The organism is Isosphaeraceae bacterium EP7, from assembly GCA_038400315.1.
In the GTDB taxonomy this organism is placed as follows: Bacteria; Planctomycetota; Planctomycetia; order Isosphaerales; family Isosphaeraceae; genus EP7.
Map to the genome: position 1 here is coordinate 274,301 of CP151667.1, position 25,457 is coordinate 299,757.

General features: G+C 67.6%; 18 protein-coding genes. 12 read left to right on the forward strand and 6 right to left on the reverse strand.

Annotated elements, in window-relative coordinates; all coding sequences use genetic code 11:
* Window positions 1-51 precede the first annotated feature (51 nt).
* Complete coding sequence (locus EP7_RS01090) at window positions 52-1,569, reverse strand: hypothetical protein (RefSeq protein WP_463525704.1); 1,518 nt, start codon at window positions 1,567-1,569, stop codon at window positions 52-54.
* Between the two features lie 202 nt (window positions 1,570-1,771).
* On the opposite strand from EP7_RS01090, the gene EP7_RS01095 reads away from it, so the two are divergent.
* The 10 genes from EP7_RS01095 (at window position 1,772) to EP7_RS01140 (ending at window position 15,286) form a co-directional block, all read left to right on the forward strand.
* Window positions 1,772-3,199 (forward strand): DUF1501 domain-containing protein, encoded by a 1,428-nt coding sequence (locus EP7_RS01095; RefSeq protein ID WP_463525705.1) that lies wholly within the window; start codon window positions 1,772-1,774, stop codon window positions 3,197-3,199.
* A gap of 150 nt (window positions 3,200-3,349) precedes the next feature.
* Entirely contained in the window at window positions 3,350-4,732 is a 1,383-nt protein-coding gene (locus EP7_RS01100) for a DUF1501 domain-containing protein (protein ID WP_463525706.1), read from the forward strand.
* A 362-nt stretch (window positions 4,733-5,094) separates the two neighbouring features.
* On the forward strand, window positions 5,095-6,174 hold the full coding sequence (locus EP7_RS01105; protein ID WP_463525707.1) for a DUF1559 family PulG-like putative transporter: 1,080 nt from the start codon (window positions 5,095-5,097) through the stop codon (window positions 6,172-6,174).
* Between the two features lie 89 nt (window positions 6,175-6,263).
* The gene (locus tag EP7_RS01110; protein WP_463525708.1) at window positions 6,264-6,491 is read left to right on the forward strand and encodes a hypothetical protein; all 228 of its coding nucleotides are present in this window, start codon (window positions 6,264-6,266) and stop codon (window positions 6,489-6,491) included.
* 124 nt (window positions 6,492-6,615) lie between these two features.
* Window positions 6,616-7,974, forward strand: coding sequence for a hypothetical protein (locus EP7_RS01115; RefSeq protein ID WP_463525709.1), 1,359 nt, complete (start codon window positions 6,616-6,618; stop codon window positions 7,972-7,974).
* 52 nt (window positions 7,975-8,026) lie between these two features.
* On the forward strand, window positions 8,027-10,933 hold the full coding sequence (locus EP7_RS01120) for a PVC-type heme-binding CxxCH protein (RefSeq protein WP_463525710.1): 2,907 nt from the start codon (window positions 8,027-8,029) through the stop codon (window positions 10,931-10,933).
* Window positions 10,934-10,971: 38 nt separating this feature from the next.
* Window positions 10,972-11,784: a 3-keto-disaccharide hydrolase gene (locus tag EP7_RS01125; protein WP_463525711.1), complete on the forward strand. Its 813-nt coding sequence runs from the start codon at window positions 10,972-10,974 to the stop codon at window positions 11,782-11,784.
* A 258-nt stretch (window positions 11,785-12,042) separates the two neighbouring features.
* The gene (locus EP7_RS01130; protein ID WP_463525712.1) at window positions 12,043-12,249 is read left to right on the forward strand and encodes a hypothetical protein; all 207 of its coding nucleotides are present in this window, start codon (window positions 12,043-12,045) and stop codon (window positions 12,247-12,249) included.
* A gap of 89 nt (window positions 12,250-12,338) precedes the next feature.
* Window positions 12,339-13,388, forward strand: a complete 1,050-nt coding sequence (locus EP7_RS01135; protein WP_463525713.1) for a DUF1559 family PulG-like putative transporter — start codon at window positions 12,339-12,341, stop codon at window positions 13,386-13,388.
* A 227-nt stretch (window positions 13,389-13,615) separates the two neighbouring features.
* Window positions 13,616-15,286 carry an alkaline phosphatase family protein gene (locus EP7_RS01140; RefSeq protein ID WP_463525714.1) on the forward strand — a complete coding sequence of 557 codons (1,671 nt, stop codon included), beginning with the start codon at window positions 13,616-13,618 and terminating at the stop codon, window positions 15,284-15,286.
* Between the two features lie 24 nt (window positions 15,287-15,310).
* Here the strand turns inward: EP7_RS01140 and rtcA are convergent, their stop codons facing one another.
* The 5 genes from rtcA to EP7_RS01165 all read right to left on the reverse strand — a co-directional run bounded on the left by rtcA (window position 15,311) and on the right by EP7_RS01165 (window position 23,200).
* Entirely contained in the window at window positions 15,311-16,504 is a 1,194-nt protein-coding gene (gene rtcA, locus EP7_RS01145; protein ID WP_463525715.1) for an RNA 3'-terminal phosphate cyclase, read from the reverse strand.
* A gap of 89 nt (window positions 16,505-16,593) precedes the next feature.
* Complete coding sequence (locus tag EP7_RS01150; RefSeq protein ID WP_463525716.1) at window positions 16,594-17,643, reverse strand: hypothetical protein; 1,050 nt, start codon at window positions 17,641-17,643, stop codon at window positions 16,594-16,596.
* Between the two features lie 348 nt (window positions 17,644-17,991).
* Complete coding sequence (locus EP7_RS01155; protein WP_463525717.1) at window positions 17,992-19,359, reverse strand: TlpA family protein disulfide reductase; 1,368 nt, start codon at window positions 19,357-19,359, stop codon at window positions 17,992-17,994.
* Window positions 19,360-19,561: 202 nt separating this feature from the next.
* Entirely contained in the window at window positions 19,562-19,996 is a 435-nt protein-coding gene (locus EP7_RS01160) for a hypothetical protein (RefSeq protein ID WP_463525718.1), read from the reverse strand.
* 42 nt (window positions 19,997-20,038) lie between these two features.
* A complete protein-coding gene (locus EP7_RS01165) occupies window positions 20,039-23,200 on the reverse strand; it encodes a sigma-70 family RNA polymerase sigma factor (protein ID WP_463525719.1) in 3,162 nt (1,053 codons plus the stop codon).
* A gap of 383 nt (window positions 23,201-23,583) precedes the next feature.
* On the opposite strand from EP7_RS01165, the gene EP7_RS01170 reads away from it, so the two are divergent.
* Window positions 23,584-24,726, forward strand: a complete 1,143-nt coding sequence (locus tag EP7_RS01170; protein WP_463525720.1) for a sensor histidine kinase — start codon at window positions 23,584-23,586, stop codon at window positions 24,724-24,726.
* On the forward strand, window positions 24,723-25,451 hold the full coding sequence (locus EP7_RS01175) for a LytR/AlgR family response regulator transcription factor (protein WP_463525721.1): 729 nt from the start codon (window positions 24,723-24,725) through the stop codon (window positions 25,449-25,451). Before EP7_RS01170 ends, EP7_RS01175 begins: the two co-directional genes overlap by 4 nt.
* The last annotated feature ends 6 nt before the right edge of the window (window positions 25,452-25,457 follow it).

Here is a 25,457-nt window from a genome sequence, read left to right on the forward strand (position 1 = left end):
TCTGACCGGGCCCAGCGCGACATTCGGCCGGGCCCGGTGGGCGGTTCCTGGTTACTTCAGCTCGGGCCTGATGTCTCCATAGGGCCAGGCCTTGCTGTTGAACGGCGGGCGAGCGGCGGCGCCCGGGTTGACGCCGGGGGTGAGCTTGCGGGCGAGGTCGATCCCGGTGTCGCGGAACTGGTCGCCGGCGGTGATTTCCAGGTTGCTGTAGCTGGTCAGGCGAGTCTCATAGCCGCCGCCGTCGGGGTTGAAGGCTTCGAGGGTCGGGACGTAGCCGACGCAGCCGTTGGCCAGCGAGACCGGGAAGGTGAACGGGAAGCCGCTGGCGGCCTTGATTTCGAGGCCGTAGCGGCAGAAATACTCGGCCGGGTTCGTGACGAAGACGGCCGGCCCGACCTGGATGGCCTGGACCTCGACCTGCACGGCCGGCTCGCGCTTCAGGAGCGCGTCGAGGACGACCGTCTCCTTGGCGAAGGTGCGGGTGGTGTCGTCGACCTTCGAGGTGGCGGGATCCTGGGTGACGATCTCGTAGGCGGTCTTCACGCGTGCGGGGTCGGGGACGCGGCGGGCGATAGTCCAGGTCTTCGACAGCGCGGCGACCGGGGTGAGCGGGCCGGGGTCGGCGGCGAGCAGGACCTTGAGGGCCTCGGCGCCGACCTTGCCGCCGACGCGCTGGGCCCAGCGGTCGCCGGACGGGTGGACGGTCGGGCTCTGGTTGTTGACCTGGGTGACGTCGCCCGAGGCGCCCGCGAGGAAGACGACGACGGTGTCCTTGCCGTAATAGCCCTGAATGACCTTCTCGATGTAGTGGATGTAATTGGCCGAGGCGCCCACGGGGCTGGTGGTGGCGTGGCAGGCGAAGTTCACGATGCAGCCGAGCAGCTTGTCGGGGTCGTCCGCCGCCCAGGCGCCGATGACTCCGACCTCGGGGTCGACCGGCCCGGCGGGCTCGATGATCTCGGGGTTGCCCAGGCCCGGATGGGTGACCGTGCGGCCGTCCCTCATGCGGAACCTGCGGTTGTAGGCGACGGTGGTCTCGTACCCCTTGCCCGCGGCGGCCTTGGCCTCGACCTTCTTCGCGTCGGCCTCGACGATGGCGTCGACGAGGGCGGCCTCGACCTGGGCGAGATACTTCGAGTCGACGATGGTCGACTCGTCATAGGCGAGCTTCTGGATCAGCTCGGGCGCGTCGTCGAAATCCCCGCGCATTGTCCAGACGAGCGGGCCCGAGGAGTGCGAGTGCGAGGCGCCAATCAGGATGGAGCCGGCGGGGATGCCGGTCTTGGCCTCGGCGGCGGCCCGGACCTTGGCGACCGTGTCGCCGCGGATGCCCAGGGCGTCGATGCCGACGACGGCGACGCGGCTCTTGCCGTCGTCGAAGACCGAGGCCCGCACCTTGCTCGGATCGTGGATCGACGTGTGGTGCGCCTTGCCGTATCCGCCAGGCGCCTCCATGCCGACGGCCGGCGTGATGTCGCGCTCGGCGAAGCCCGCCTTGAAGCCTTCCGCCGCTGCGGGGGATGCGATCAGGCCGATCGCCAGGGTGGCGTTGATGAACGGAAATCTCATGGGTTGCACGTCCAATCTGAGGGGTTGGGGGCGACCTTCGCCCGGCAGGTCTTGCCCCCCAACGTAGTGGGTGCGCGGGCCGCCAGGAAGGGCCGGCCCGCGGCCGGGTTGTTGGCAGTCGGCGGGCGGGCTACAGTGTTGGATGGTTGTTCAACGAATGCAAGTTGATGCCGGGGCCTCCATCGACGAGGAGGGAGACGCCATGCTCTCGATTTCTGGGGGCCGCCCCGTGCGGGCCTGTGACGGTGCCACCAGGCGCGAAGTGCTGCGGGTCGGCGGGCTCTCGCTGTTCGGCTCGATGACTCTGCCGAGGCTCTTGCAGGCTCGACAACTGGCCCCGGCTCCACGGAGCGGACGGGCCAAGTCGATCGTCCTGGTGAACCTGTTCGGCGGGCCCAGCCACATCGACACGTTCGACATGAAGCCCGATGCGCCGGCGGAGGTCCGCGGGCCGTTCAAGGCCATCTCCACCAGCCTGCCCGGCGTCTCGATCTGCGAGCACATGCCGAAGCTGGCGAAGTGGATGCACAAGGCCTCGCTCATCCGGTCGGTGACGCACGGCTACAACAGCCACAACCCGTACGCGATGCTGACGGGCTTCACCGGCGGCGACGACCGCGAGAATTATTACGCCAAGCGCAGCGACCATCCGGGCGTGGCGGCCGTCTGCCAGCAGCAGGGGCTGGGCCCGCGCGACCTGCCCGCGTCGGTCTTCCTGCCGTCCCACCCCGGGTACAGCCAGGGCTTGCGCCGGGCCGGGCCGTATGGGGGCTACCTCGGCGGCCAGTTCGACCCGATGTTCTCGGGGTGCGACCCGAAGTTCGACCGCGAGTTCAACCAGGATGCCGAGTTCTACAACCCGATCTCGCCCAAGGGGGAGCCTCGGCTCCCCTCGTTGGACGAGATGCCCGGCCTGACCCCCATCCGCCTGAGCGGCCGGAGCAGCCTGCTGGGGGAGATGGACAGGCACCTGTCGGTCCTGGATCGGTCGCGCGAGTTCGTCGCGATGGACCACGTCCGGGCCAAGGCGATGGAGCTGATCACCTCCAGCCGAGCCCGCGCCGCCTTCGACCTGAGCCGGGAGACCGAGGCCACGCGGGCTCGCTACGGGACCTCGCTGTTCGGCACGAGCATGCTGGTCGCCCGCAAGTTGGTCGAGGCCGAGGTGCCGTTCGTGGCGGTGACCACCGAGTCTCGGGGCGCGGGCCACTGGGACGCGCACGAGAAGAATTTCTCGATGCTGCAAGATTTCAACCTGCCCAACCTCGACGAGATCGTCACGCCACTGCTGGAAGACCTCGAGACCCGAGGCCTGCTGGACAGCACGCTCGTCGTCGTGATGGGCGAGATGGGGCGTTCGCCCAAGGTGAACGGCAAAGGGGGCCGCGACCACTGGCCGCAGTGCGGCTTCGCGCTGCTTCTCGGCGGTGGCGTGAAGGAGGGCTGCGTCGTCGGCTCCAGCGACCGCATGGGCGGACTGCCGAGGGACCGGCCGGTGACGCCCGGCGACCTGGTGGCGACCATGTACCAGCTCCTGGGCATCGACCCGACCCTGATGCTGCCGGACCTCACCGGCCGGCCGATCCACATCGCCCACGGCGGCGAACCGATCTCCGAGATCCTGGCCTGAATGTGGCGAAAATTCATCCCTGATTCCTTGGGTGGATGATGGCGAGCCTGAGATGGGCCTGGATGTTTTGCCGGCAAATGTTAAACTTCGAGTGGTGAGCGCGCCCGGCGGGAGAGCCGACGGGGCGACCTTGGTTCAGGAGCTGATCCGATGGCCCGACCTGACTTCCTCCGCGGCGGGGGCAACCTGCTGACTCGTCGTTCGTTCGTTCAGGTCGGCTGTTCTGGCTACCTAGGGCTGGGTTTGCCCGGCCTGCTGGCGGCGCGCGGGGCCAGTGCAGCGACGGGCAAAGGGGGCCGGCCCAAGTCGGTGATCCTGATCCTGATGAGCGGCGGGCTGGGCCAGCACGACTCGTTCGACATGAAGCCCGACGCCCCCGAGGGGATCCGAGGCGAGTTCAAGCCGATCGACACGGCCGTGCCGGGCATCCAGATGTGCGAGCACCTGCCGGGCCTCGCCTCGCAGGCCAAGAAGCTGGCGATCGTCAGGACGATGTCGCACCCCGAGGGGAACCACCTGCTGGCGGTGCACCGGGTGCTGACCGGCCAGGTGAGCAGCCCGCGCGGGGCGAGCGACCTGGACCGTGTGGCGTCTCGCGACGACTTCCCCTGCTATGGCGCGGTGCTCGACAGCATGGGCGGGAGCCGGGGCGAGGGGGTTCCCAACGGCGTTGCGCTGCCGGTCAGGCTGGTGGAAGGGCCGCTGACCTGGCCCGGCCAGGACGCCGGGTTCCTCGGCTCGCGGCACGACCCCTGGCAGCTCAAGATCGACCCCAACAAGCCCGAATCACGCGACGACAGCCTGTCGCTGGCCGAAGGGCTGGACAGCCCACGCCTGCACCGCCGCCGCCACCTGATGAGCCAGGCGGCGCCGATGCCCGCGGGCGACGCCTTCGTCGACCAGCAAGACGCCGCGCTGGCCATGCTCTCCAGCGGCCGGGTGGGCAAGGCGCTCGACCTCGAGCGCGAAGACCCGAAGCAACTCGACCGCTACGGCCGCCACCTCTTCGGCAGGTCGCTGCTGATGGCCCGCCGCCTGGTCGAGGCCGGTGTGCCGATCGTGCAGGCGACGATGGGAATTGTGCAGACCTGGGACACGCACACCGACAACTTCCCCCGACTGAAGAACGCCCTGCTGCCGCCGCTGGACCGCGCGGTCTCGGCCCTGCTGGACGACCTGGAAGTGCGCGGGATGCTGGACGACACCCTGGTGGTGCTGCTGGGCGAGTTCGGCCGGACGCCGAAGATCGCCGAGCTGACGCCGGGCGCCGTGCCGGGCCGCGACCACTGGCCGGCGGTCTTCCCGGCCGTCTTCGCCGGCGGCGGCGTGGTGGGCGGTCAGGTCATCGGCAAGTCGGACAAGATGGGCGCCTTCCCCGTCACCCGCGCCTTCAGCCCGACCGACCTTGCCGCGACGATCTATGGCGCCCTGGGCGTCGATCCCGCCTCCGAAGTGCGCGACCGCCTGGGCCGCCCGCTGCGGATCTGCACCGGCGAGCGCATCGAGCCGCTGTACACCGCCGCGTCGGTCTGACGTCGCCTCGATTCAATCAATCGAGATGCATGAAAAAGCGATCGGATCGGGCGGCCATTGGCCGTGGGTTCGGTCGCTTTTCCTTGCGCTGCGCTTCCCTCGGAGGGGCCGCGCGACCGCCCGGTCCTTTGCCGTCATCAGGGGCGACTGAACGTCCTCATCGCGGTGAGTTTCTGTGAGGTGAGAAAAGCCAGAAATCTTCTGGCATATGTAAACGGAACGCTGTATCTTGCGCGGCAACTGGCCGGAATTCTTCCGAATTCCGACACGTTGCCTTCATTCGGATCTTGCCCCGCCTCCTCTCCCTCCCGCACGCCCGCTCCCACCCCCTGCCCGCGGCTTCTCACTCGAGGATCCCATCGATGCGCCGGACTCGTGGATTCACCCTGATCGAGCTCCTCGTCGTCATCTCGATCATCGCCGTCCTGATCGCGTTGCTGCTGCCCGCCGTGCAGAGCGCCCGCGAGGCCGCCCGCCGCGCCCAATGCATCAACAACTTGAAGCAGCTCGGCCTGGCGGCACAAAATTACATCGCGACGTATGAAACGATGCCCATGCAGTGCAATTACAACACCTCCGAGACCCAGGACTCGGGCTTCTCCTGGTCCTGGGCGGTCGCCATCCTGCCCCAGCTCGAGCAGTCGCCGCTTTATGACTCGATGAACTTCTGGCAGGGTAACTACGGCTATCAGGCGACCACCGCGGGATACACCCAGGTGGCGTCGCTGCTCTGCCCCTCGGAGAGCATCGGCCAGCGACCCGGCTACCCCTGGGCGTCGATCAGCTATGTGGGGAATTTCGGCGGTCCCGGCCAGATCATGGCGTATAGCGGCACGATCATCCCGCCGAAGGATCTGAAGCTTAACGGCGATATCGGAACGACCGGCTGGGGGGGAGGGGCCGGCCTCGTCCGCATCTCGTCGATCACCGACGGCACGTCCAACACCGCCGTCTTCAGCGAGCACCTCATCGGGATCGGGACGAACGCCAGCGCCGCCCCGATCACGCCCAACTCGCCCAACGCCAAACGCGTGATCTTCCCCGGAACCGACTCCTCGAAGATCAACACCGGGGCCGCCGGCGCGACCCAGTTCGCGATGAGCTGCAAGAGCCTGCCCAACACGACGGTGGCCAACGGCACCGCATCGGTCTACCTGGGCTACAACTGGCTGCTGGCTTATCCGACGCACGTCAGCCTGGTGAATTACATGCACGTCAACGGGCCGAACAGCCTGCAATGCGGCAACGCCGGCGACATTCCCTACGTCCAGTTCGTCGGGCCGGCCGGCTCGGCGGCGTCCAGCAGCAACCACCCCGGCGGCGTGAACGTCGCCATGGCCGACGGCTCCGTCCGGTTCATCAAGGACACCATCGCCTTGCCGACCTGGTGGGCCCTGGGCAGTCGCGGGCTGGGCGAGGTCATCAGCTCCGACTCCTACTGAGTCTGTTCGCCCTCGGAAGCCGCGAGTCTTTCGGCTGTTCGCCCGGCGTCGCCCTCGCGTCCGAACCCTCACCTCCAGAGATGAACTCTATGCGACGCCCAATCGCGCGGTTCGCAGCCTTGTTCCTGGTCTCGACGCTCCTCGGCTGCGGATCGGAAGACCGCTTGACCGGGACGCCCAAGAACCTGCCTCCGGGCACCATGCCCCCCGCGCCTCCACTGGGGCAGACGCCCGCCGAGCTAGCCCGGATACGCAAGTCGGGGAAGAAGGTTGCCACGCCCAAGGCGATCAACCCGGTGCCTTCGCCAGCCTCCTGAGCCGCGCGATCCGCGACCTTTCCCGCCTGGGGGGCGGCTTCGCGCCGCCGCCCGGCTTAAACTATGGAATTCCCGAAACGCCGGCCCCGGGCCGGCGCCGTGTGAATCTGCGGAGATGACGGCGATGATGCGACGGAACCTCGCGGCAATTGGGATCCTCCTGGGCTCTGTCGGCCCTTTCGCCCACGCCGAAGCCGGCGAGCTGATGGCCGGCGCCGCGGCCGTGGACCTGGTCGCGGACGACTCGCTGGTGATCGGCGGCGGGATCGGCCCGTACAAGGTCAAGGGCCAGGAGGGGAGGCTGCGGGCCTCGGCCGTCGTGATCCAGGACCCCAAGGGGGCAAAGGTCGCGCTGGTGGAGTGCGACGTGCTGATGGTCAATCGCGACGTGCTGGACCGCTCCGCTCGCGCGATCGAGAAGGCCACCGGCATCCCGTTCGACAACATCCTGATCAACGCGACGCACACGCACCACGCCCCCACGACGGTGACCATCCACGGATATACACGCGAAGAGGCCTTCACCCAACAGGTGGGGGACCGGGCGGTCGAGGCGGCCATCGCGGCTGACAAACGGCTGACGCCCGTGACGATGGAGTTTCGCCAGGGCGAGGAGTCATCCGTCGGCCGCAACAGCCGGCTCCTCCTGTCCAACGGGATGATCTTCTGGGTCGGCGCGTTGGATGACGTCCTGCGGCCCACCGGCCCGTTCGACCCCGAGCTTCCCGTCTGGGCCTTCCGCCGCAAGGACGGGTCGCTCGAAGCCCTCATGTTCAACCACTCCACCCACACCATCGGCGGGAAGACGCCCGGCAAGCGTTCCCCGGCGTTCTACGGCCTGGCCGCGCAGGAGCTGGAAGACGCCGAAGGGGGGACCGTCCTGTTCTTCGAAGGCGCCTCGGGCTCGACCCACAACCTCGACCTGAAAGCCGCCGAGATGACCATCCGCATCAAGCAGGCGGTGCGCGACACCCTGGCCAAGGCGACCCCCAGCCCGGTCGGTGTGGTGAAGGGGATCCGCAAGGAGATCACCGTCAAGGTGCGCGACTTCGACGAGGCCAAGGACGACGCCGCCGTGGTGGCGTACGAGGCGCACAAGGTGAAGGATGCCAAGGCCGCCCAATCCGTCGTCGACGTCTTCCGATCCATGCGCAAGGAGCTGGCACCCCTGAAGGGGCAGGAGCGCAAGACCTGGGTCCAGGCAATCCGGGTGGGAGACACCGCCATCGTCGGCGTGCCCGCCGAGTTCTTCACCGTGCTGGGCCAGGACATCAAGCGGCGCTCGCCGTTCCGGCACACCTATGTCTTCGAGCTGGCCAATGACTACATCGGCTATGTGCCCGACCGCAAGGGGCACGAGCTTGGCGGTTACCAGACCTGGACCGGCCTTCACAGCTTCGTGCCGCCGGGCACCGGCGAGATGATCGTCGACGAGGCCATCGGGCTGCTGAATCAGCTCCACGACGAGGCCAAGGCCCGCTGAACGCGGGGGTATGGACGCGGGTTCAGACCTCGAGACCGATGGAATCTCAATGATGTGGTATGCGCCTCGTCCCGCCCGTCGACTCCTCGTCGTCGGGGCGGTCGCCTTGCTTCCCTTGGGCTGGGTCGCGGCCCTTTCGGCCGAGGGGCCAGCCCCGACCGGGCCCCTCTCGCCGGCCGACGAGCGGGCGACCCTGCGGCTGGCCGACCCCGACCTGACGATCGGCCTGGTCGCCGCCGAGCCCGACATCGCCAGCCCGGTGGCCGTGGCCTGGGACGCCGACGGGGCGCTCTTCGTCGCCGAGATGACCGACTACCCGGTCGGCCCGAAGTCGGGCAAGGTCCGCCGGCTGGAAGATCGCGACGGCGATGGCCGATACGAGATCGTCACGACCTATGCCGATGGGCTGAACTTCCCGAGCGGCCTCCTGCCCTGGGCGGGAGGGGTGCTGGTCACCGCCGCCCCCGACATCGTCTTCGTCAAGGACAATGACGGCGACGGCGTGGCCGATGAGCGCCGCGTGGTGCTGACGGGCTTCGTTGAGGGGAACCAGCAGCTCCGCGTGAACGGGCTGAGCTGGGGGGCCGACAACTGGGTGTACGCCGCCAACGGCCGCAGCGACGGCCTGATTCGTCGACCGGGCGATCCGGCCGACAAGGCCCTGGCCCTCGGCCGGCATGACTTCCGCTTCAGGCCCGACACCGGTGAGGTCCAGCTCATCTCGGGATTCAGCCAGTTCGGCCTGCCCCGCGACGATTGGGGCAACCGCTTCCCGTCCTGGAACACGATCCCGGTCCGCCACGTCGTGCTCGAAGAGGCCACGCTGGCTCGCAACCCCTACCTGGCCGAGTCGTCGACCGTTGCGCCGATCCTCGACCCCGCCGACGGCGGCCGGGTCTTCCCCATTAGCCCGTCGCCGACCACCTTCAACCGCGAATCGACCGCCTACTTCAACGCGAGCTGCGGCCCGACGATCGCCCGCGGCGGTGCGCTGGGAGAGGGCTATCGCGGCAACGCATTCGTCTGCGAGTCCCTGACGAACCTGGTGCAGCGGCGGATCCTGGAGCCGCGCGGGGCGACCTTCCTGGCACGAAGAGCAGAGCCCGACCGCGAGTTCCTGGCGTCGACCGACCCCTCGTTCCGGCCTGTGAACCTGGCGAACGGGCCCGACGGGGCCCTGTACGTGGTCGACTTCTACCGCGAGATGGTCGAGCACCCGCAGTTCGTGCCCGAGGACCTGCGCAAGTCGGTCGACTTCCGCCGCTGGAACAACCGAGGCCGACTCTGGCGCATCGCCAGGCGGGACTCGATGGCCGGCACCCTGCCCCGCCTGGGCAAGGCCCCGACCACCGAACTCGTCGCCGCGCTGTCGCACCCCGACGGCTGGTGGCGTGACACGGCCCAGAGGCTGATCGTCGAACGGCACGACACGGCGGCGGTCCCGGCGCTGGTCGAGCTGGCGGCGGGCGGTAAGACCCCGCTAGGCCGTGCCCATGCCCTCTGGACGCTTGACGGCCTGGGATCGCTCGATGACGCCTCGCTGTCCGGTGCGCTCGCCGATCCTTCGGCCGGAGTGCGCGAGGCCGCCGCCAGGCTTGCGGCCGGCCGCCGTGGGCTGGCTGACGCCTTGATCAAGGCGGCCGACGACCCCGAGATCAGGGTCCGGATGCGGGCGGCGATCGCGCTGGGTGATCTGGACGACGCACGCGTTCCGGCGGCGCTGGCGCGGGTGGCCGCGCGGGACTCGGGCGACGAGTGGGCACGCCTGGCGGTGCTGAGCGGGTTGCGCCGGACGGCCTGGACATTCTTGCAGGCGTTGATCGAGGCGAAGCCCGGCTGGCTGGCCTCGGCCGACCCCGACCAGGGCCGGATGCTGGCGATGGCGGCCTCGATCGTCGGGGCCAGCGATCGGCCCGACGAGGTCCGGGCGCTGGCCGCGCGGTTGACCCCCGGTGCGGGAGAGTCCTCGGTCGACGGCCGGCTCGCGCTGTTGTCCGGGCTGTCCGACGGCCTGGCCCGAGCCGGCAAGCCGCTGCGATTGCGAATGTCCGAAGACGCCGGATTCGCAGGGATCGAAGCCCTACTCGACCGCTCGGCCGAAGTCGTCGCCTCGGCTGACGCGGCTCCCGAGGCACGCGCCCGGGCGCTCGCCGTGCTGGCCCTTTGCCGCCCCGAGGCAGCCTCCTCGGTCGTCCCCTCGCTGCTCCGCGCCGGCCAGCCCGACTCGGTGCAGTCGGCCGCCGCCCGATCGATCGGCGAGGTCGACTCGCCCGGCCTGGCCACGACGATCCTGGCGGAATGGGCGGGGCTCTCCACCCGCGTCCGGCGCGAGGTCCTGGCCTCCTTGACCCGCTCGGTGCCGCTGGCCTCGGTCCTGGTCGACGCGATCGAGGCCGACACGATCGCCCTGACGGAGCTGTCGCCTGCCGACCGCGACGCCCTGCGGCTGACGCCCGACACCAAGCTTCGCGGTCGGGTCGAGGCGTTGCTCGCCGGCTCGACCCCGCCGGATCGAGCCGCGGTGGTCCGGGCCTTCCAGCCGACCCTGAACCTGGGCGGCGACGCCCGACGCGGCGGCGAGCTGTTCGCGAAAAACTGCCTGACCTGCCACCAGCGCCAGGGACGTGGGGCCCGCGTGGGCCCCGATCTGTCCGGCGTGGCGGGACGGCCGGCACCGGCCTTGCTCAAGGATATCCTCGACCCCAATGCCGACGTCTCGGCCGAGTTCGTCGCCTTCCTCGTCGTCACCAAGCGGGGCCAGACCCTCTCGGGACTGCTGGTCGAGGAGACGGGCTCGAGCCTCAAGCTGCGGGCCGCCGAGGGGGTCGAGCAGTCGGTCCTCCGCTCCGAAGTCGAGGCGATGCGGCCCAGTGGGCGGACCCTGATGCCCGAGGGGCTCGAAGAAGCCCTCGGGGCACAGGGCCTGGCCGACGTGATCGCCTATCTCAAGTCGCCCTGAGCGTTCCCGCCAATCCTCTCACCATGGATCTCCAATCGATGATCTCCACGACGATCGCGGCGGCCCTGATGCTCGTCGCCCAGGCGCAGGAGCCCGCGGGGGCCGACGAGGGCTGGAAGCCCCTGTTCAACGGCCGGGACCTGACCGGATGGTATACGTTCCTCCAGGTTCATGGCAAGGACAAAGATCCGGATCATGTCATCACGATCGAAGATGGCATGATCCGTCTGTATAAGAATGCAGAACATGGAAGCAAGGTCGTGATGGGATATATCGGTACAAATGATGAATATGGAGACTATCATTTTCGGTTCAAGTACCGCTGGGGCAAGAAGCAGTTCGAGCCCCGCCTGAAGCTCAAGCGTGACGCGGGCTTGTATTATCATATTCTCGGGAAAGACGCGGTCTGGCCCAGGTCGCTCCAGTTCCAGGTGCAGCAGACCGACGTGGGCGACCTGATCGCGCTGGATCAATTCCAGGTCGACACCTGGACCGACCCGAAGACGCTGACGGCCGAGATCCCCACCTTCATGCCGGCCGACCGCGGCGGCGAGGTCCGCGTGATGGGGGGCAAGGGGATCGCGTACCAGGGCCGTCTGCCCGGCCCGATCGAGGTTGAGGGCTGGAACACCGCCGAGATCATCGTGAGCGGCGACAGCACGACGCACATCCTCAACGGGACGGTCGTCAATCGCGCCGTGAAAGTTCGGCTCGTCGAGGACCCCTCCAAGCCGGGCGAGTCGAGGCCGATCACGCGCGGGAGGATCGCGCTGGAGATCGAGGCGGCGGAGGTCGATTTCCGCGACGTCGAGATCCGTTCGCTGCCGGCCGCTACGTCTGCCAAGCCATAATATGTATCTCAATCTCATGACAGGCAAAGCGTGTAAGTTTTCGCCGGGACGATCCGGCGATTGCCCCAGAATTAGGAATTTCATTGCAGCCGGGATAGTGATTGGGTATAAGTGATGCCATCAGTCAATCAGCCGTCGCTCGTCGGCTGATTCGGTCGCCGCTCGGCCCCCATTCCTCGGGGGCCCCGGCATTTCCCACCCGCTTCCATCCCTCCTCGCCCATTTCGTTCCCCACACAATCTGATCCGAGGTTCCTGGATGCCCTCCCTCCGCACATCCGCCTCCCTCATTGCGCCCCTGGTCGTCGCATTTGTCGCGGGATCGGGTTGCAACAATGCGCCGCAAGCGGGCCCCGAGAACACCCTCCACAAGGTCCATCAATTCACCAAGGAAGAGCTCAACGCCCCGTTGAGCGCCAAGGCGAAAGCCCGCGGATCGATGGTCGCGCCGCCCCCGGTGCGTTGACGCACCGCCCAATCCCGCCCCAACTCCGCCCATAACCGCCCTCCTCGATATCGCCCGCGATCATCGCGAGCACTGAAGGACATTGCCCCATGCGACGTTCCCTCCGCCGTGGCTTCACGCTGATCGAATTGCTCGTCGTCATCTCCATCATCGCCGTCCTGATCGCGCTGCTGCTTCCGGCCGTGCAGAGCGCCCGCGAGGCCGCCCGCCGCGTCCAGTGCACCAACAACCTGAAGCAGCTCGGGCTGGCCGCTCATAATTACCTGAGCACGCATAGCGCGCTGATTCCGTCGGTGCTCATCCCCTCGCCCATTGATAGCTGGGGTTGGGGGCCGTCGGGCTTTCTGAGCCTGCTGCCCTTCGTCGAGCAGAGCACGCTCTGGAATGCGTACAACGTGGGCGCGGTCCAGCCCAACGCCTCGGGCTCCGGGTACTACGCCCAGAACACGACCGTGTTCAACACCCAGGTTGCCGGTTACCTCTGCCCGTCCGATTCCCCGATGCGCCGGGTGACCATGAGCAACTACGTCGGCAATGCCGGCGGCCCCTTCGCCCTGGGCGGCTTCACCGGGACGTTCATCCCGACGAATGACTGGGACATCAGCCCGAACTACCAGAGCGGCGTGCTGAAGATTGCCGCGCTGACGGACGGCACGAGCAACACGTCACTCTGGAGCGAAGTGCTCACCGGCCACAGCACGCCGTCGTCGGTGACGGCCGGCGACAGCAACCCGAACAACTGGAAGCGGGTCCACTTCGAGACCGGCCTGAACAACCCGGCCATGACCGGCGAAGCTGCGATGGCCCTCATCAACGCCTGCAAGGCGTTGCCGCCCAGCACCATCGGCGTCGGTGGGTCCCGCGGCGACTGGTACCAGTCCTACCCCAGGTACGTCAATTTCTCGATGTTCAACCACGTCGGCACGCCGAACACCCGGTCGTGCTCGAACAACCCCTGGGGCACTTACGGCCAGGACGTCTTCGGCTCGGCCCCGCCCACCAGCAACCACGCTGGCGGCGTGAACATCGCGCTGGCCGACGGCTCGGTCCGGTTCGTCAAGGATACCGTCAACCAGCAGACCTGGTGGGCCCTCGGCACCAGGGCCGGCGGCGAGGTCATCAGCGCCGACGCTTATTGATCGGCGGCCCGACCCCGCTCTGACATCGACGAAAGCGACCGGCATGCCATCGGGTGTGCCGGTCGCTTTCGCGCGCCCGGCGTGGCGGCCGATTCGAGGTTTACCCCGTGCGTCGCTTTGGTTTACCCTGGTTCGGTGCGAGGCGAGTGGGCGGGCCGTGGGCCGTCCGCAACGGCTTCGGGTTCGAGACGTCGGGCTGGCCGGCGGAGAAATAGGGACTGCGCATCATGAAGGTGTTCGTGCTGGGCCTTGATGGTGCCACCTGGGACGTGCTCAATCCGCTGATCGAAGCCGGCGACCTGCCGAACCTGGCCCGGCTGAAGGGGGCCGGCGCCTCGGGGACGCTCTCGTCGATCTTCCCGCCGCTGAGCCCCGTGGCCTGGACCGGCGTGATGACCGGCAAGAACTCGGGCAAGCACGGGATCTTCGAGTTCCTGGAGTACAGCCACGACCCCATGGGCGGCCGGGTCAACTCGTCCAGGGCCATCAAGGCCGATCTGGTCTGGGAGGTCGCAGGCCGCCACGGCAAGCTCACCGTCGCCGGCGGCGTGCCCATGAGCTACCCGGCGCGGTCGGCCCCCGGGTTCTACCTGGGCGACTTCCTCAGCCCGGCCAACGCCCCCGACTTCGCCAGCGACAAGGCCCTCTTCGACGAGCTCCAGAAGGAAGTGGGCCCTTACCGCCCCTGGTCGACCACCGTGCACGACGGCGGCAACGAGGCCGCCGCCCTGGCCGATCTGACCGACTTCCTGGAGCACCATCTCAAGTCCGTCGAGTTCCTCGCCAGGCGGTGCGACTGGGACTTGTTCATGTACGATCTGATGGCGACCGACCGGATCCAGCACGAGCTCTGGCATGCCTGGGACCCCACCCACATGCTGGCCAAGGGGCGCGACCTGTCGGCGATCCGCGACGGCTTCATCGACTTCTGGAAGCGGCTCGACGACGGGATCGGCCGCATCGAGGCCGCGCTGCCGGCCGACACGGCCCTGATCCTGATGAGCGACCACGGCTTCGGGCCGGTCGAGTGGTACGTCAACTTCAATGTCTGGCTGCTCCAGCGCGGCGACATTGCGCTGCAGGATTCGTTCTACGTCAAGCAGAAGCGGTTCTTCTACGATCGGGGGATCACCCCCGAGTGGTTCTATGGGTTGATGTCGAAATGGGGCGGGGCCTCGCAGCGGGTGAGCCGGTTCCGGGGCAAGCAGATGAGCCCGCTGGAGCGGGTTGCCGAGGCCGGGTTCCTGTCGAAGCGGCACATCGACTGGTCGAAGACGAAGGCGTACACGCAGGGGAACTTCGGCCAGATCTTCGTCAACCAGAAAGGCCGCCAGCCGCAGGGTTGCGTGAACCCTGAGGATGTCAGGCCGCTGCTCGACGACCTGAAGGCCGGGCTCCTGGAGATCCCCCATCCCGAGACCGGCGAGCCCTTGGTCGAGAAGGTCTACGAGCGCGAAGACCTGTACGACGGGCCCAACTCGGGGCTGGCGCCCGACCTGACCGTGGTCCTGGGAGACTGGCGCTACCGGACGATCGGGCTGTATGACTTCACGACCAACAAGCTGATCTCACCGGCGTTCGGGCCGACGGGCGACCACCGGATGGAAGGGGTGATCGTCGCCTCGGGCCCCGCGTTCCGCAAAGGCGCCGAGCCCGTGGGCGCGACCCTGATGGACGTCGCGCCGACGGTGCTGCACCTGCTGGGCGTGCCGGTGCCGGCCGACATGGACGGGCGAGTGATCACCGAGATTCTCGACCCCGCGGTGGTCAGGGGTGTTGATGCCTCGACCCCGGACCACGACGGCGAGGAAGCCGGCCAGCCGGCCGAGGCGATGGCCTACAGCGACGAGGAAGACGCCGCGATCCAGCAGCGCCTGGCCGACCTGGGCTACCTTTGATCCGAAGACGGACGGCGGCGAGCGTCAGCGAATAACGACTCGCCCCGTGCCGTCGCCGGCCTCCTCAATGTCGATGGCCCGGTCGAGGAAGGCCGTGATGGTCTTCGCGTTGGTCCGCAGGTGGCCGGTCACCTCGGTGACGTTGTAGATGCTGCGGCCCTCGGCCAGGGCCAGCGGCAGCAAGATCTGGTCGGCCGAGTGCGAGTCGACGGCGCCGTCGCGGGCTTCGAACGCGAGCAACTGGGCGACCGCGTCGCCGGCGACCGACTCGGCGGGCAGCCCTCTGCGGCCAAGGCCGACGAAGGTCGCGGGGATGGAGTCTGGCCCGTGATGCGCGGTCAGCGAGAGGGCGGCGCCCGGGCTGGAGGCCTGCCACTCGATGATCCTGATGTCGATCTCGACCCCCAGGTCAGCCAGGCTGGCCTCGGCCTGTGCCTTGAGCCGGTCGGCGATGCCTCGGTCGAGGCCTGCGACCCCGGCGATGCCGGTGATCCTGGTCAGCGGGCCCCGGCCGTCGAGGACGATCGCCCTGGGCTGTCCGGGCTCGATCCAGGCGTCCAGTCGGCCGCTGCCTCGGGGGTAGAAGCCGGCGCGGGGGCTGGTCAACCCGATCGGCAGGCCGATCGCGTCCAGATGGGCCTTCCAGGTGGAGAGGAGGAACGGTTCGCTGGGGGCGGCCTCGTTGAAGGTTCCGCCGTTCAGCCGCAGGAGCACCGCGCGGTCGGAGCGGGTGGCCAGCGGCAGGTGCAGCGTCTGGAGCACGAGGGCTGTCGAGCCGGCGGTGCCGATATCCAGGTCGAGGTCACGCGGGTCGAGCGTGCCGGGGCGGAAGGTCAGGTCCGCGGAGCCGACTGAATCGCCGGTCACATCGGCGTTGCAAAGGGTTGCGGCGGCCCGGACGGCCATCAGGTGCTGGGGTCGAAGCCCGGGATTCGAGCGGTTGGCCCGCACGCCGGTCAGGCGAAAGGAACGCCCGGTGAGCATCGACAGCGTCAGAGCCGTCCGCAGGATCTGGCCGCCGCCTTCGCCGGCCGAGCCATCAAGCGTCACAATCTTCGAGTTGTTCGGCATGGAGGTCGCCCCCCGCGGTTCGCGGGTTGTCGGGGCACGATGCGGGGCCGAGGCAAGGTCGCCGTGCCCGTCGTGGGCGACCCAGCGCTTGGCAGACACCGGGGCTTGTGGTTGGTTCCCGCCGGCCAGAATTCGGAGCCAATCCATGGCGTCCTCCCCGCTCGATTTCGGTCTCGACGCGTCGAGGGGCAACTCCGCCCGTCGGCCGCATTCGGTTGATGTTCGGACCCCGTCCGTCAGTCGGGCTTCTTGGGCAAGCCTGCGGCCCCGTCCCCGGCCGGCTCGGCTTCGGGCGTCTCGGCTTGCTTGTCTTCGTCCTTGTCGCGACCGAGCTTCAGGGCCTTGAATAGCGGGAACGCGGGGGGCTCTTCCTGCGCGGTCGGGGGGGCGGAATGGCCGAAGGCGTCGGCGTTGGAGGGCTTGCCCTCGATGAGGACGACCGAACGCATCAGGCGGTCGGAGTTGGCCTCGTTGCTGATGAAGAAGAAGTCGCCCAGGCTCCGGTCGCGGTCGGACAGGGCGCCCAGGATGGCGATCTGGCCGGGCTGGACGACCAGATGGATCGCCAGTTCGCGGAAGACGGACTCGTCCTGGCCCTGCTTGAAGACGAATTCTTCGGGCTCGTAGGGGCTCAGGTTGGGGGCGGCCGCGTAGCCATTGCGGACCTGGCCGTGGTGCACCTCGGGCAGGAAGTTGAGGCTCACGCCTTCGGGGCCATCCTGATGGGTGGTCAGGCGGAAGATCCCCTTGGCGTTGGTGTATTCCTTGCCGGTGGCGCTGTCGCCCAGGTTGACGAGCAGGCTGGCCGACTGGACGGCCGGGCTGGGCTGGACCAGGTAGTGCGAGCCGTCGGGCACGGTCACCGTGGTCCTGACCCCGCGTTCGGCCACGGGGGTCTGTTCCTGGAGCAGCCGCTCGACCTCGGGCGGGAGGCCGCCGCTGAGGATCCCCGCGCGGATGCCGTTGGCGGCGAGCAGCCGCCTGGACTCCGGCGAGATACTCTGGTCGTCGACGGTCTGCCAGAGGGTCTTGACCAGGAGCGGGTCGTCCAGGGGGCGGGTCAGGATGACCGAGGTCAGGTCGCACCGCTTGGGCGCGAGCATCTTGACCCCTTTGGTTGCATCGGACTGCGAGGAGGACACGAACGCGGTGGTCTGGGCGACCTTGTCGTCGCGCCTGGCCTCCTTGTCCTTGGCCTCTCTCCCCCGTTCAGGCTTGATCGCGGCGCATCCCGCAGTCGCCAGGAGCGCGACCAGGGCCATCCGGGCCGGTATCCTCGGGTCCATCGGCGGAATCCTTTCCGCGGGCCAGGCCTGTGGGCCGTTCGATCGTCGACCGACCCAACCGGGCCATCCCCGGGCCCGGCGACATGTTGCGTCGGCGCACTCTAGGCGAGATCGAAGACTCGGTCAACCGCAAGCAGGCCGCTCGACCGAGAACCACCGTCCGGACAAAGTCAGAACCACCTGGCAACTTGACGATGTCCAGGACAGGGGCGGCCGTCCGGGCCATTCGGTTCGTCGGGCGACGAGGACCTGGGGCGTTGAGGCGAAAGCGTTGTCGAGGGAAATCCGGGAGAGTCGGGGAATCTCCCGGATCGTCGGGTCGTGATTCGTTCTCGTATTCGTCTCCGGTCATTCCCTGGCAAGGAGGGCCTTGATGCTGGCGGCAACCCGGTCACGGAGATGCGGGGAATAACCGATATGGACGTCGGCGATCTTGCCGGCTTTGTCGAGGATCAGGAGGGTGGGGTAGGCGTTGACCTGATAGGTCTCGGCGATTTCCTGGGCCTTCAGGGTCGGGTAATTCAGCGACATGACGTCGAGGACCAGGCGGGCATCCTTCTCGTCGGGGTCGGTGTTCATCCCCAGGATGGCGACCGGCTGCCCCTGGAAATCGTCCGCGAGCTGCTTGATCTGGGGCATGGCCTGAATGCACCAGCCGCAGCCTCGATTCCAGAAGTCGAGGATGACGACCTTGCCGCGGAAATCTTTCAAAGCGTGCGGCTTGCCATCCAGGTCGGTCGTCTGCCAGTCGGCCACGTCCATGCCCATGAGCTTGGCGCGGTCCTTGGCCTCCCGGTGGAGGTGAGTCGAGAGCCGGTCGTGCTTCTTCAGCAGGGCGTCAAGCTGGTCGAGAAAGTCAGGCAGCCGGAAGGTGTCGCGGGCTTCGACCAGGGTTGCCTTGACCTGGGCCAGCAAGGCCTCGGTGCGCAATGGATCCCTGGTTGCCTCGTCGAGCATCTCGTCGCGGCGGCGAGCAAGGTCGAAGAATCGGTCGGCCTCGTCGGCGAAGGTGGCGGCCTTCTCGATGGGTTGCTCCTCGATGGCGATCAGCTCGGTGGTGCCCGAACCCTTCGAGTGGACGCCGTAATCCTGGGTATGTCGGTTTTCAGAGCGGGTGATCAGCCCCCGCTCGCGGTCGAAGGTCAGACGTGCCCCGCCCGTCGAGAGATAAACCTTGTTCATCTGGCTGTGGTGTTCACTTTCGAACACGAAGGCGGAGGGATCGGCGGCGGGCGGATCGGCGCGATGGTATTCGGTGTGCCCATTCTGCAACGGCAACGTGCCTTGCCAGCCGTTGCTCAGTTCGGCCGCGTCACGCGGGAGCTGCGGGAAGAGATTCGCCAGCGAGATCTGCGTGCTCAGCGAGTCATTGGGGGAGAACTGGCCATCCGGCCTGAGATCCGCGTAAACAAGGATCAGGCTGGCCGGCCCGTCGTCCTGGGTCTTGCCCGCGTTGGTCGTCGTCTCCTTGCTTCTGGAGCGGAGCACCACCCGCCAGCCGCCGTCGGGGTTCTGCCGCACGACCCAGCCCCGCCAGTCGGTCGAGCTTCCGAAGCCACGCTCGCCGTACTTCGTCGAGCTCTCCGCGTGATAATTCAGAATCTGCCCGACCTTCAGCCGGTAGGTGGGAATCGTCGCCCCCGCGTCGGCCCTCGCCGAGGTCGCGAGCACGAACAGGAACACGAACGCGAGGAAGGTCCGAGATGATCGAGGCATGACATCTCCTTCGATGATTAGGTCGAGTTCGATGTCAGACGGTACGTCTTTGTGGGGAGATTGTCCATGACTCAACAGGGTGTGGGTGACGGCCTGCGGAAGTCCCTCGAACTTGAGGGCGAAGTCATGCTGGATCCTGCGTCGGTCCGCAACATGCTCATCCCCTGAACAATGGCTGCGGTGTTCGACCGCGGTTCTGTGTTCACTTCGAACGATCTCGGGCCTGTTGCAGCCAGGTCTCTGCTTCGAGGATCTGGTAACGCAGATCGTTGCCCCCCTCTTTCGACGCGGTCTCCGCCTCTTGCTCGGCACGTTGATCAGACTCGAGAACTTTGAGGTGGTTGATGTAAGCCTTGAAATCGGCGTCGATGTCCGCTTTCGGGCCTCCGAAATCGCGTCGCGTTTCCGCGATGCGTTTCATCCAGGCCGTGATCCTGGGCCAGTCGTCGTGGTTCTTCGGATCCAGGCAATCGCTGAGCGTCTCGCGGGCGAGCCCGATCCGGGCCTCGGCCAGAGCGTCGAGTGGTCGAGGCGCGGCTTGAGGGGCCATCGCCCGCACGGTCATCGTGCAGGCGAGGAGGATCAAGGCCCCCATCGCGAGTACGATCGGGCTATAATGCCATTGAGACTTCATCATGATTTAATTTGTATAGAGTTTGGTGATCCGGCCGTCGGCGGGTCAACGCCAGTCCAGAGAACCGATCCCGGTGATGCCGAGCTTGTCGAGATCCAGGCGGCTGATCTTACCGGTGGCGGGAGTGGCTGTGAAAAGTTCCATATGTCTCGGCGAGGAGGAGACTTTCTGGCGTCCGAGCATCCAGGTGACCGTCTTGCCGTCGGGGGACCAGCAGGGCATCGAGTGAAGGTCGAACTCGTGACTGCCCTGCCTCAGGTCGTGGATGGCCGCGAGATCCTGGGGCGGACTGCCGTCGAGGGTCTGGACGACGGCCAGGTGTTGCCGACGGCCGTCGATGTGGCGGACCTCGGTGAAGGCGAGGCGTTTGCCATCCGTTGAAAAGCGGGCGTTGATGCTGTCGTGGTCGGGCGGGCCGATGCTGAAGGGCTTGCGGTCGGTACCGTCGGGCTTGACCAGGGAAAGCCGACGAAGGGGATAGGTCCCTTTTTGTTCATAGGTCAGCTTCGGATTGGACTCGATGACGGCGAACGATTGGCCGTCAGGAGACCAATCGCTGACGATGTCGGTTTCGGAGAGCGGCAAGGGGCGAATCTTGCCGTTGCTCGCGTCGATGAGGAAATTCTCGACCGAGTTCTCATCGCGCCTTCGGTAAGCAACGAGTTGAGTGCCATCGGGTGACCAGGCCATGAGGGTCGCGTTCTCGGTGAGTTTCTTCCTGCCGCCCTCGGCCGAGAAGACCCACGACGAGGCGGAGCGATGGACACCTTCCACGGCGGGATCCAGGATGCTGAATGCCAGGCGGGAACCATCGGGAGACACCCGGCCGATCTCGATGAATTCGTCCTTGCCCAGGGTGAGCAGTGTCTCGGGGTCAGAGCCGTCGAGGTCCATCGCCTCGATGGCCGATGTGCCGGGGCGGTCGGCGCGGGTGGTTCCGAAGAGGATGAGCTTGCCACTGTAAGAGACACGAGGCTCGGAGAGGGGCGGGGCCTTGACGGTCGGTGCGGGTGGGTCGTCGTTCAGGAGATTGAGTGGGAGTGGTTCAGGGACACGTCTGGTTTGAGGCGGGAGTCGGTCGGCGAGTCCTCCGGCCAGGCCGAGGAGGGCCCAGGCTTTTGTGGTCGGAATCGTCTCGCGTTCGATCCAGGCCAGTGCGGTCGCCTGTTCACCGATCTCGGCCTGTGCCTTGGCCAGGTAGCCGAAGGCATCCCGGGTTGGGTTCCAGTACTCCGACGTTTGCGCAACGACGGAGGCTTCTCCCCTGATCCTGGTGAAAAGCTCGTCGGCCTCGCGTTGGTGCCCTTCCATGGCAAGGCCTTTGGCGAGGTCGACCCGGGCCCGAATTCGTACGGATGGATCTGAGGCGGCGTCGGCGACCCTTCGTGCGTGTTCAAAGTCGCCGGTCTTGATGAGGGCCTTGACGACCGGCTCGACGGACCATTTTTTCAAGTCATCGTTCTTGACGCGTTCCAGGGTAGCGATGGCCAGCTTGGGGTCACCGCGGAACGCTTGGGCCGATGCGAGGTCGACCCAGGCTTGGTCGAGTAGTTTCGACGGGATACGCATGCCCTGGATGATTTCCTGGGCCCTTGCGTCATCGCCGGCTCGGGCCACGCCGGCCGCGAGCGAGATCATCGCCCAGGTCCGATCGCCCCACTCGAGTCCATCACCGTCAATCACGCGGGGAATCGATCGAGCGGCCTTAACCGCGCGTTCCAGGGTGATCGCGGCGTTCGGGTCTTTGAGGCGGGACTGAGCCGCGGCAACGGCCAGCAACGCACGGGGGCGTTCATTGCGAAAGTAGGAATCCTCGTCCTGCTTCAAGTCCGGCTGATCGTCATACAACGCTTCGACGGCCCGCATGGCACCCGAGAGATCGTCACGGTCTGCGCGGAGTGAAGCAATCGTGGCAAGGACCTCGGCTCGACTTCGTGCCTCCTTGATCGCGGCGGCAGTCCGCAGCGCGCCGTCCAGGTCGCCTGCGACGGCCATGTTTGCAACAACGGATACAAGGGAGTTCATGCGATCGTCGTTCTTGCGTATTTCGTTCACGAGCTGGAAGGCTCGCGCACCACGCCCAAGGCCAGCCAGGTAGCCGGCGACATCGCGTCGGCGCTGGTCGCTTTCCGACTCGTTGGCGTCGCGGATGACCTGCTCGATGGTGGATTCGAGGGGCTTTTCGAGGCCGGCCCTCCCCTGGATGCGGGCGAGCTCGCAGAGGATGAAAATCCGATCGTCGAGGTCCGTGATCGCGGGAATGATGGCTATCAGTCGATTCAAGGCATCATCGGTATCGGCGCGGAGCTTGCCGATGTCTTCGGCCCTGGCGGCCGTCGGCGGCTTGGTCGCAGGTTGTAATTGACGAAGCTCGGTCGGGGGGGAGGCAAGGGCCATGTAGGAGAACGTACCACCGAGCGCCAAGGTCATCACCGCAACGGTGATGAGTGTCGTCTGGAGGCCGGCGATTCGGGTTCCCCAGTCGGCCAGAGCGGCAACACGGGACGAGATGGCTCCGGCAGGCAGGGAGCCGGAGAGGGCGAGACTCGCAGTGTGAGCGGCCTTGGCAGCGAGGCCTGCGGGGAGGATGAGGCCGGCGGGCAGGGCGCGAGCGGGATCGTCGGGGTTGATGGGGGACAGGCCACGGCGGGCGAGGCGGGCGGCGAGTCGGGCTCGGCCCCGGGCGAGGCGGCTGGCCAGGGTTCCGGCGGGCCAGCCCAGGTGCCGGGCAGCCTCGGCGCGGGTGCGGCCTTCGAGGTCGCAGAGGACGATCGCGGATCGCTGGGATTCGGGCAGGCGGGCCAGCTCGATGTCGAGCAGGGCGGCGAGGTCGTGGGTAGGGGCGGCCTCTGTGGCGGAGTTGGGTCGAGTCCAACTTGCCAGGCGGTGCTCGCGGGCCTTGCGGCGTGCGGCCGTGGTGCGGGCCTTGCGTGCGGTTCGGGTGGCGACCCCGTGGAGCCAGCCCCCGACGGACTCGCGTGGGGAGACGCTGGCGGCCTTGCGGGCCAGGACGAGGAAGGCGGCCTGAAACGCGTCTTCGGCGTCGTGGTGGTCGCCCAGGACACGGCGGCAGACGCCCCAGACCATCGGCCCGTGGCGCTCCAGGAGGCGCTCGAAGGCGAACTCATCGCGGCTGGCGACGAACTGTTCCAGCAGCCGGCCGTCGGACAGGCCGCCGACGGCCCCGGAGAAGAACAGGGTTCGCATGTCTCGCTGGATCGTATCCAAAGGGTGCCTCCCCCCTACAACTGACGGACGCGGCTCGGACGATCTTACCGCACCGGGAGACTTGCCCGTCGAGCCCGGTTTTGATCCCGAAATTCTCGGATCGATGTCTCAGGGAATGGACGCATTCGGCCGTTGGGTGGGGAAGTTCGGCAATTCGGGCGGATGGTGGGTGAATCGGGCGGCGGCGCCTATGATTTCAACGCTGAGGAATCCGGCCGACGTTGGCCCGGCGCCTTGGGGAGGACGCTCCCCGGGACGCATGTTCGAGGCGGAGATGGTCGCTTCACGCGGGGGATCGAACCATTGACGGGGTATCTCAGGTCGCCGAGAAGGCCTGTATTCTGCTGACGATGACGCTGGCGTTGGCCCATGCCGACCTGCTCGCCCGGCAGATTCGCCGGGACCGGGCCGGGCGGGGACGATCGACGGTGGCGGCCCTGTTCGTCATGGCAGGAATGGCCTTGATTGTCGAGGTGGTGGCGCATCGCTACACGCCGGCCGGGGCGCAATCGATCGTGGCAAGCGCCGCGGGTTTGCTGGCCGGTCCCTTGGTGGGGATCGCCGTGGGGGTGGGGGCGACCCTGATGGGCCTGACGCTTCCGGCGGCGCAGGCGATCGGCGGTCTGGGGGCGTTTGCCGGAGGGGTGGCCGGCGGGCTGCTGCATCTGTGCTGGCCGGGCTGGGCCAGGCGGCCGGCGGTGGGGTTTGCGCTCGGGTTGACCTCGGCCGCGTTCAGTCAGTGGCTGCTGGACCCGTCGGGGATCGGCCGCTTGGCGGGAATGGTGGCGATCGGATTCGGCGGCCTCGGGGTCGCCCTGGTGTTGGCGGTCGTCTCCGAGGTGCGGGCCCGAGAGGCCGAGACGCAGGCGACGGCGCTGGCGGAGATCCGGTCGTTGCAGGCGCGCATGAACCCGCACTTCCTCTTCAACGCGTTGAACACGATCGCGGCGCTGTCGGTGGTCTCCCCGAGCTTGGTCCCGGGAGCGGTCTCAAGGCTGGCGACGTTCCTGCGCTGGGGCCTGGACCGGCACGACCGGGCGACCGTGCCGCTGGGAGAAGAGTTGGAGATTGTCGGGGCTTACCTGGACATCGAGGCGCTGCGGCTGGGGGGTCGGCTGAACGTCGAACGGCAGATCGAGCCCGAGGCGCTTCTTGCCCTGATCCCCCCCTTGTCGTTGCAGCCGCTGGTGGAAAATGCGATCGTCCACGGGATCGCTCCAAGTCCGGTCGGCGGCAAAATCAGGCTGGAGGCACGCGTGCGAGACGGTGAGCTGACTCTAGTTGTCTCGGACACCGGCTTGGGCCTGCCCGGCGGCATGGCGGCCTGGAAAGCTCCTGATCGCGAGGACGGGGCCGTCCACGCCCTGGAGCTTCTGATGCGCCGGCTCGACGCCCTGTACCCCAAGGATTACGCCTTCGACGTGCGTCGAAGCCCGCTGGGGGGGACGACGGCGACCTTGAGAATCCCGTCGGGGCTGGTCGAGGATGGGAGTCTTCGGCCTTGATCCGGGCGGTCGTGGTCGAGGATGAGCCGCTGGCCTTGCGGTATCTGGTCAGCCTGCTGGGTGCGACCGGCCTGGTGGACGTGGTGGGCGAGGCGGTCGACGGCCGGGCCGGATTCACGCTTTGCCAGGAGGTGCGGCCCGACGCCGCGTTCCTCGATATCCAGATGCCGGTCTGGGACGGCCTGTCGGTCGCGGCCCGACTGCTGACGTTGCCGACGGCCCCACTGGTCGTGTTCGTGACCGGATTCGACGGCCACGCCGTGGATGCGTTCGGGGTAGAGGCAGTCGACTACCTGCTCAAGCCGATCGACGCCGACCAGGTCCAGCGGGCCGTCGGCCGGCTCCAGCACCGACTGGCCGCGGTGAAAGCCTCGGAGGAGGCCCCGCGGATGCCGATCAAGGTGGCCGGGTCGGACGTGGTGCGGCTGCTGACGCGGGCCGAGGTGGTGGCGGTGCTGCGCCGCCGCCGGAAAGTCTGGATCCACACGGCGACGGAGGAACTGCCCACCCCGCAGCCGATCTCGAGCCTGGCGGAATGGCTGGGCGCCCCGCCGTTCTTGCAGGTGGCCCGCGACGCGATCGTGAATATGGGAGCCGTGGTCGAGATCGTGCGCCGGGGCGACCGCCAGTACCGCCTGAAGCTGGCCGATCGGCCGGGCACGGTGGTCGAGGCTTCGCGCTCGGGCGCGGCCAAGCTCGCGCCGTTCCTCAAGCATCCGTCGTGAGCGAAG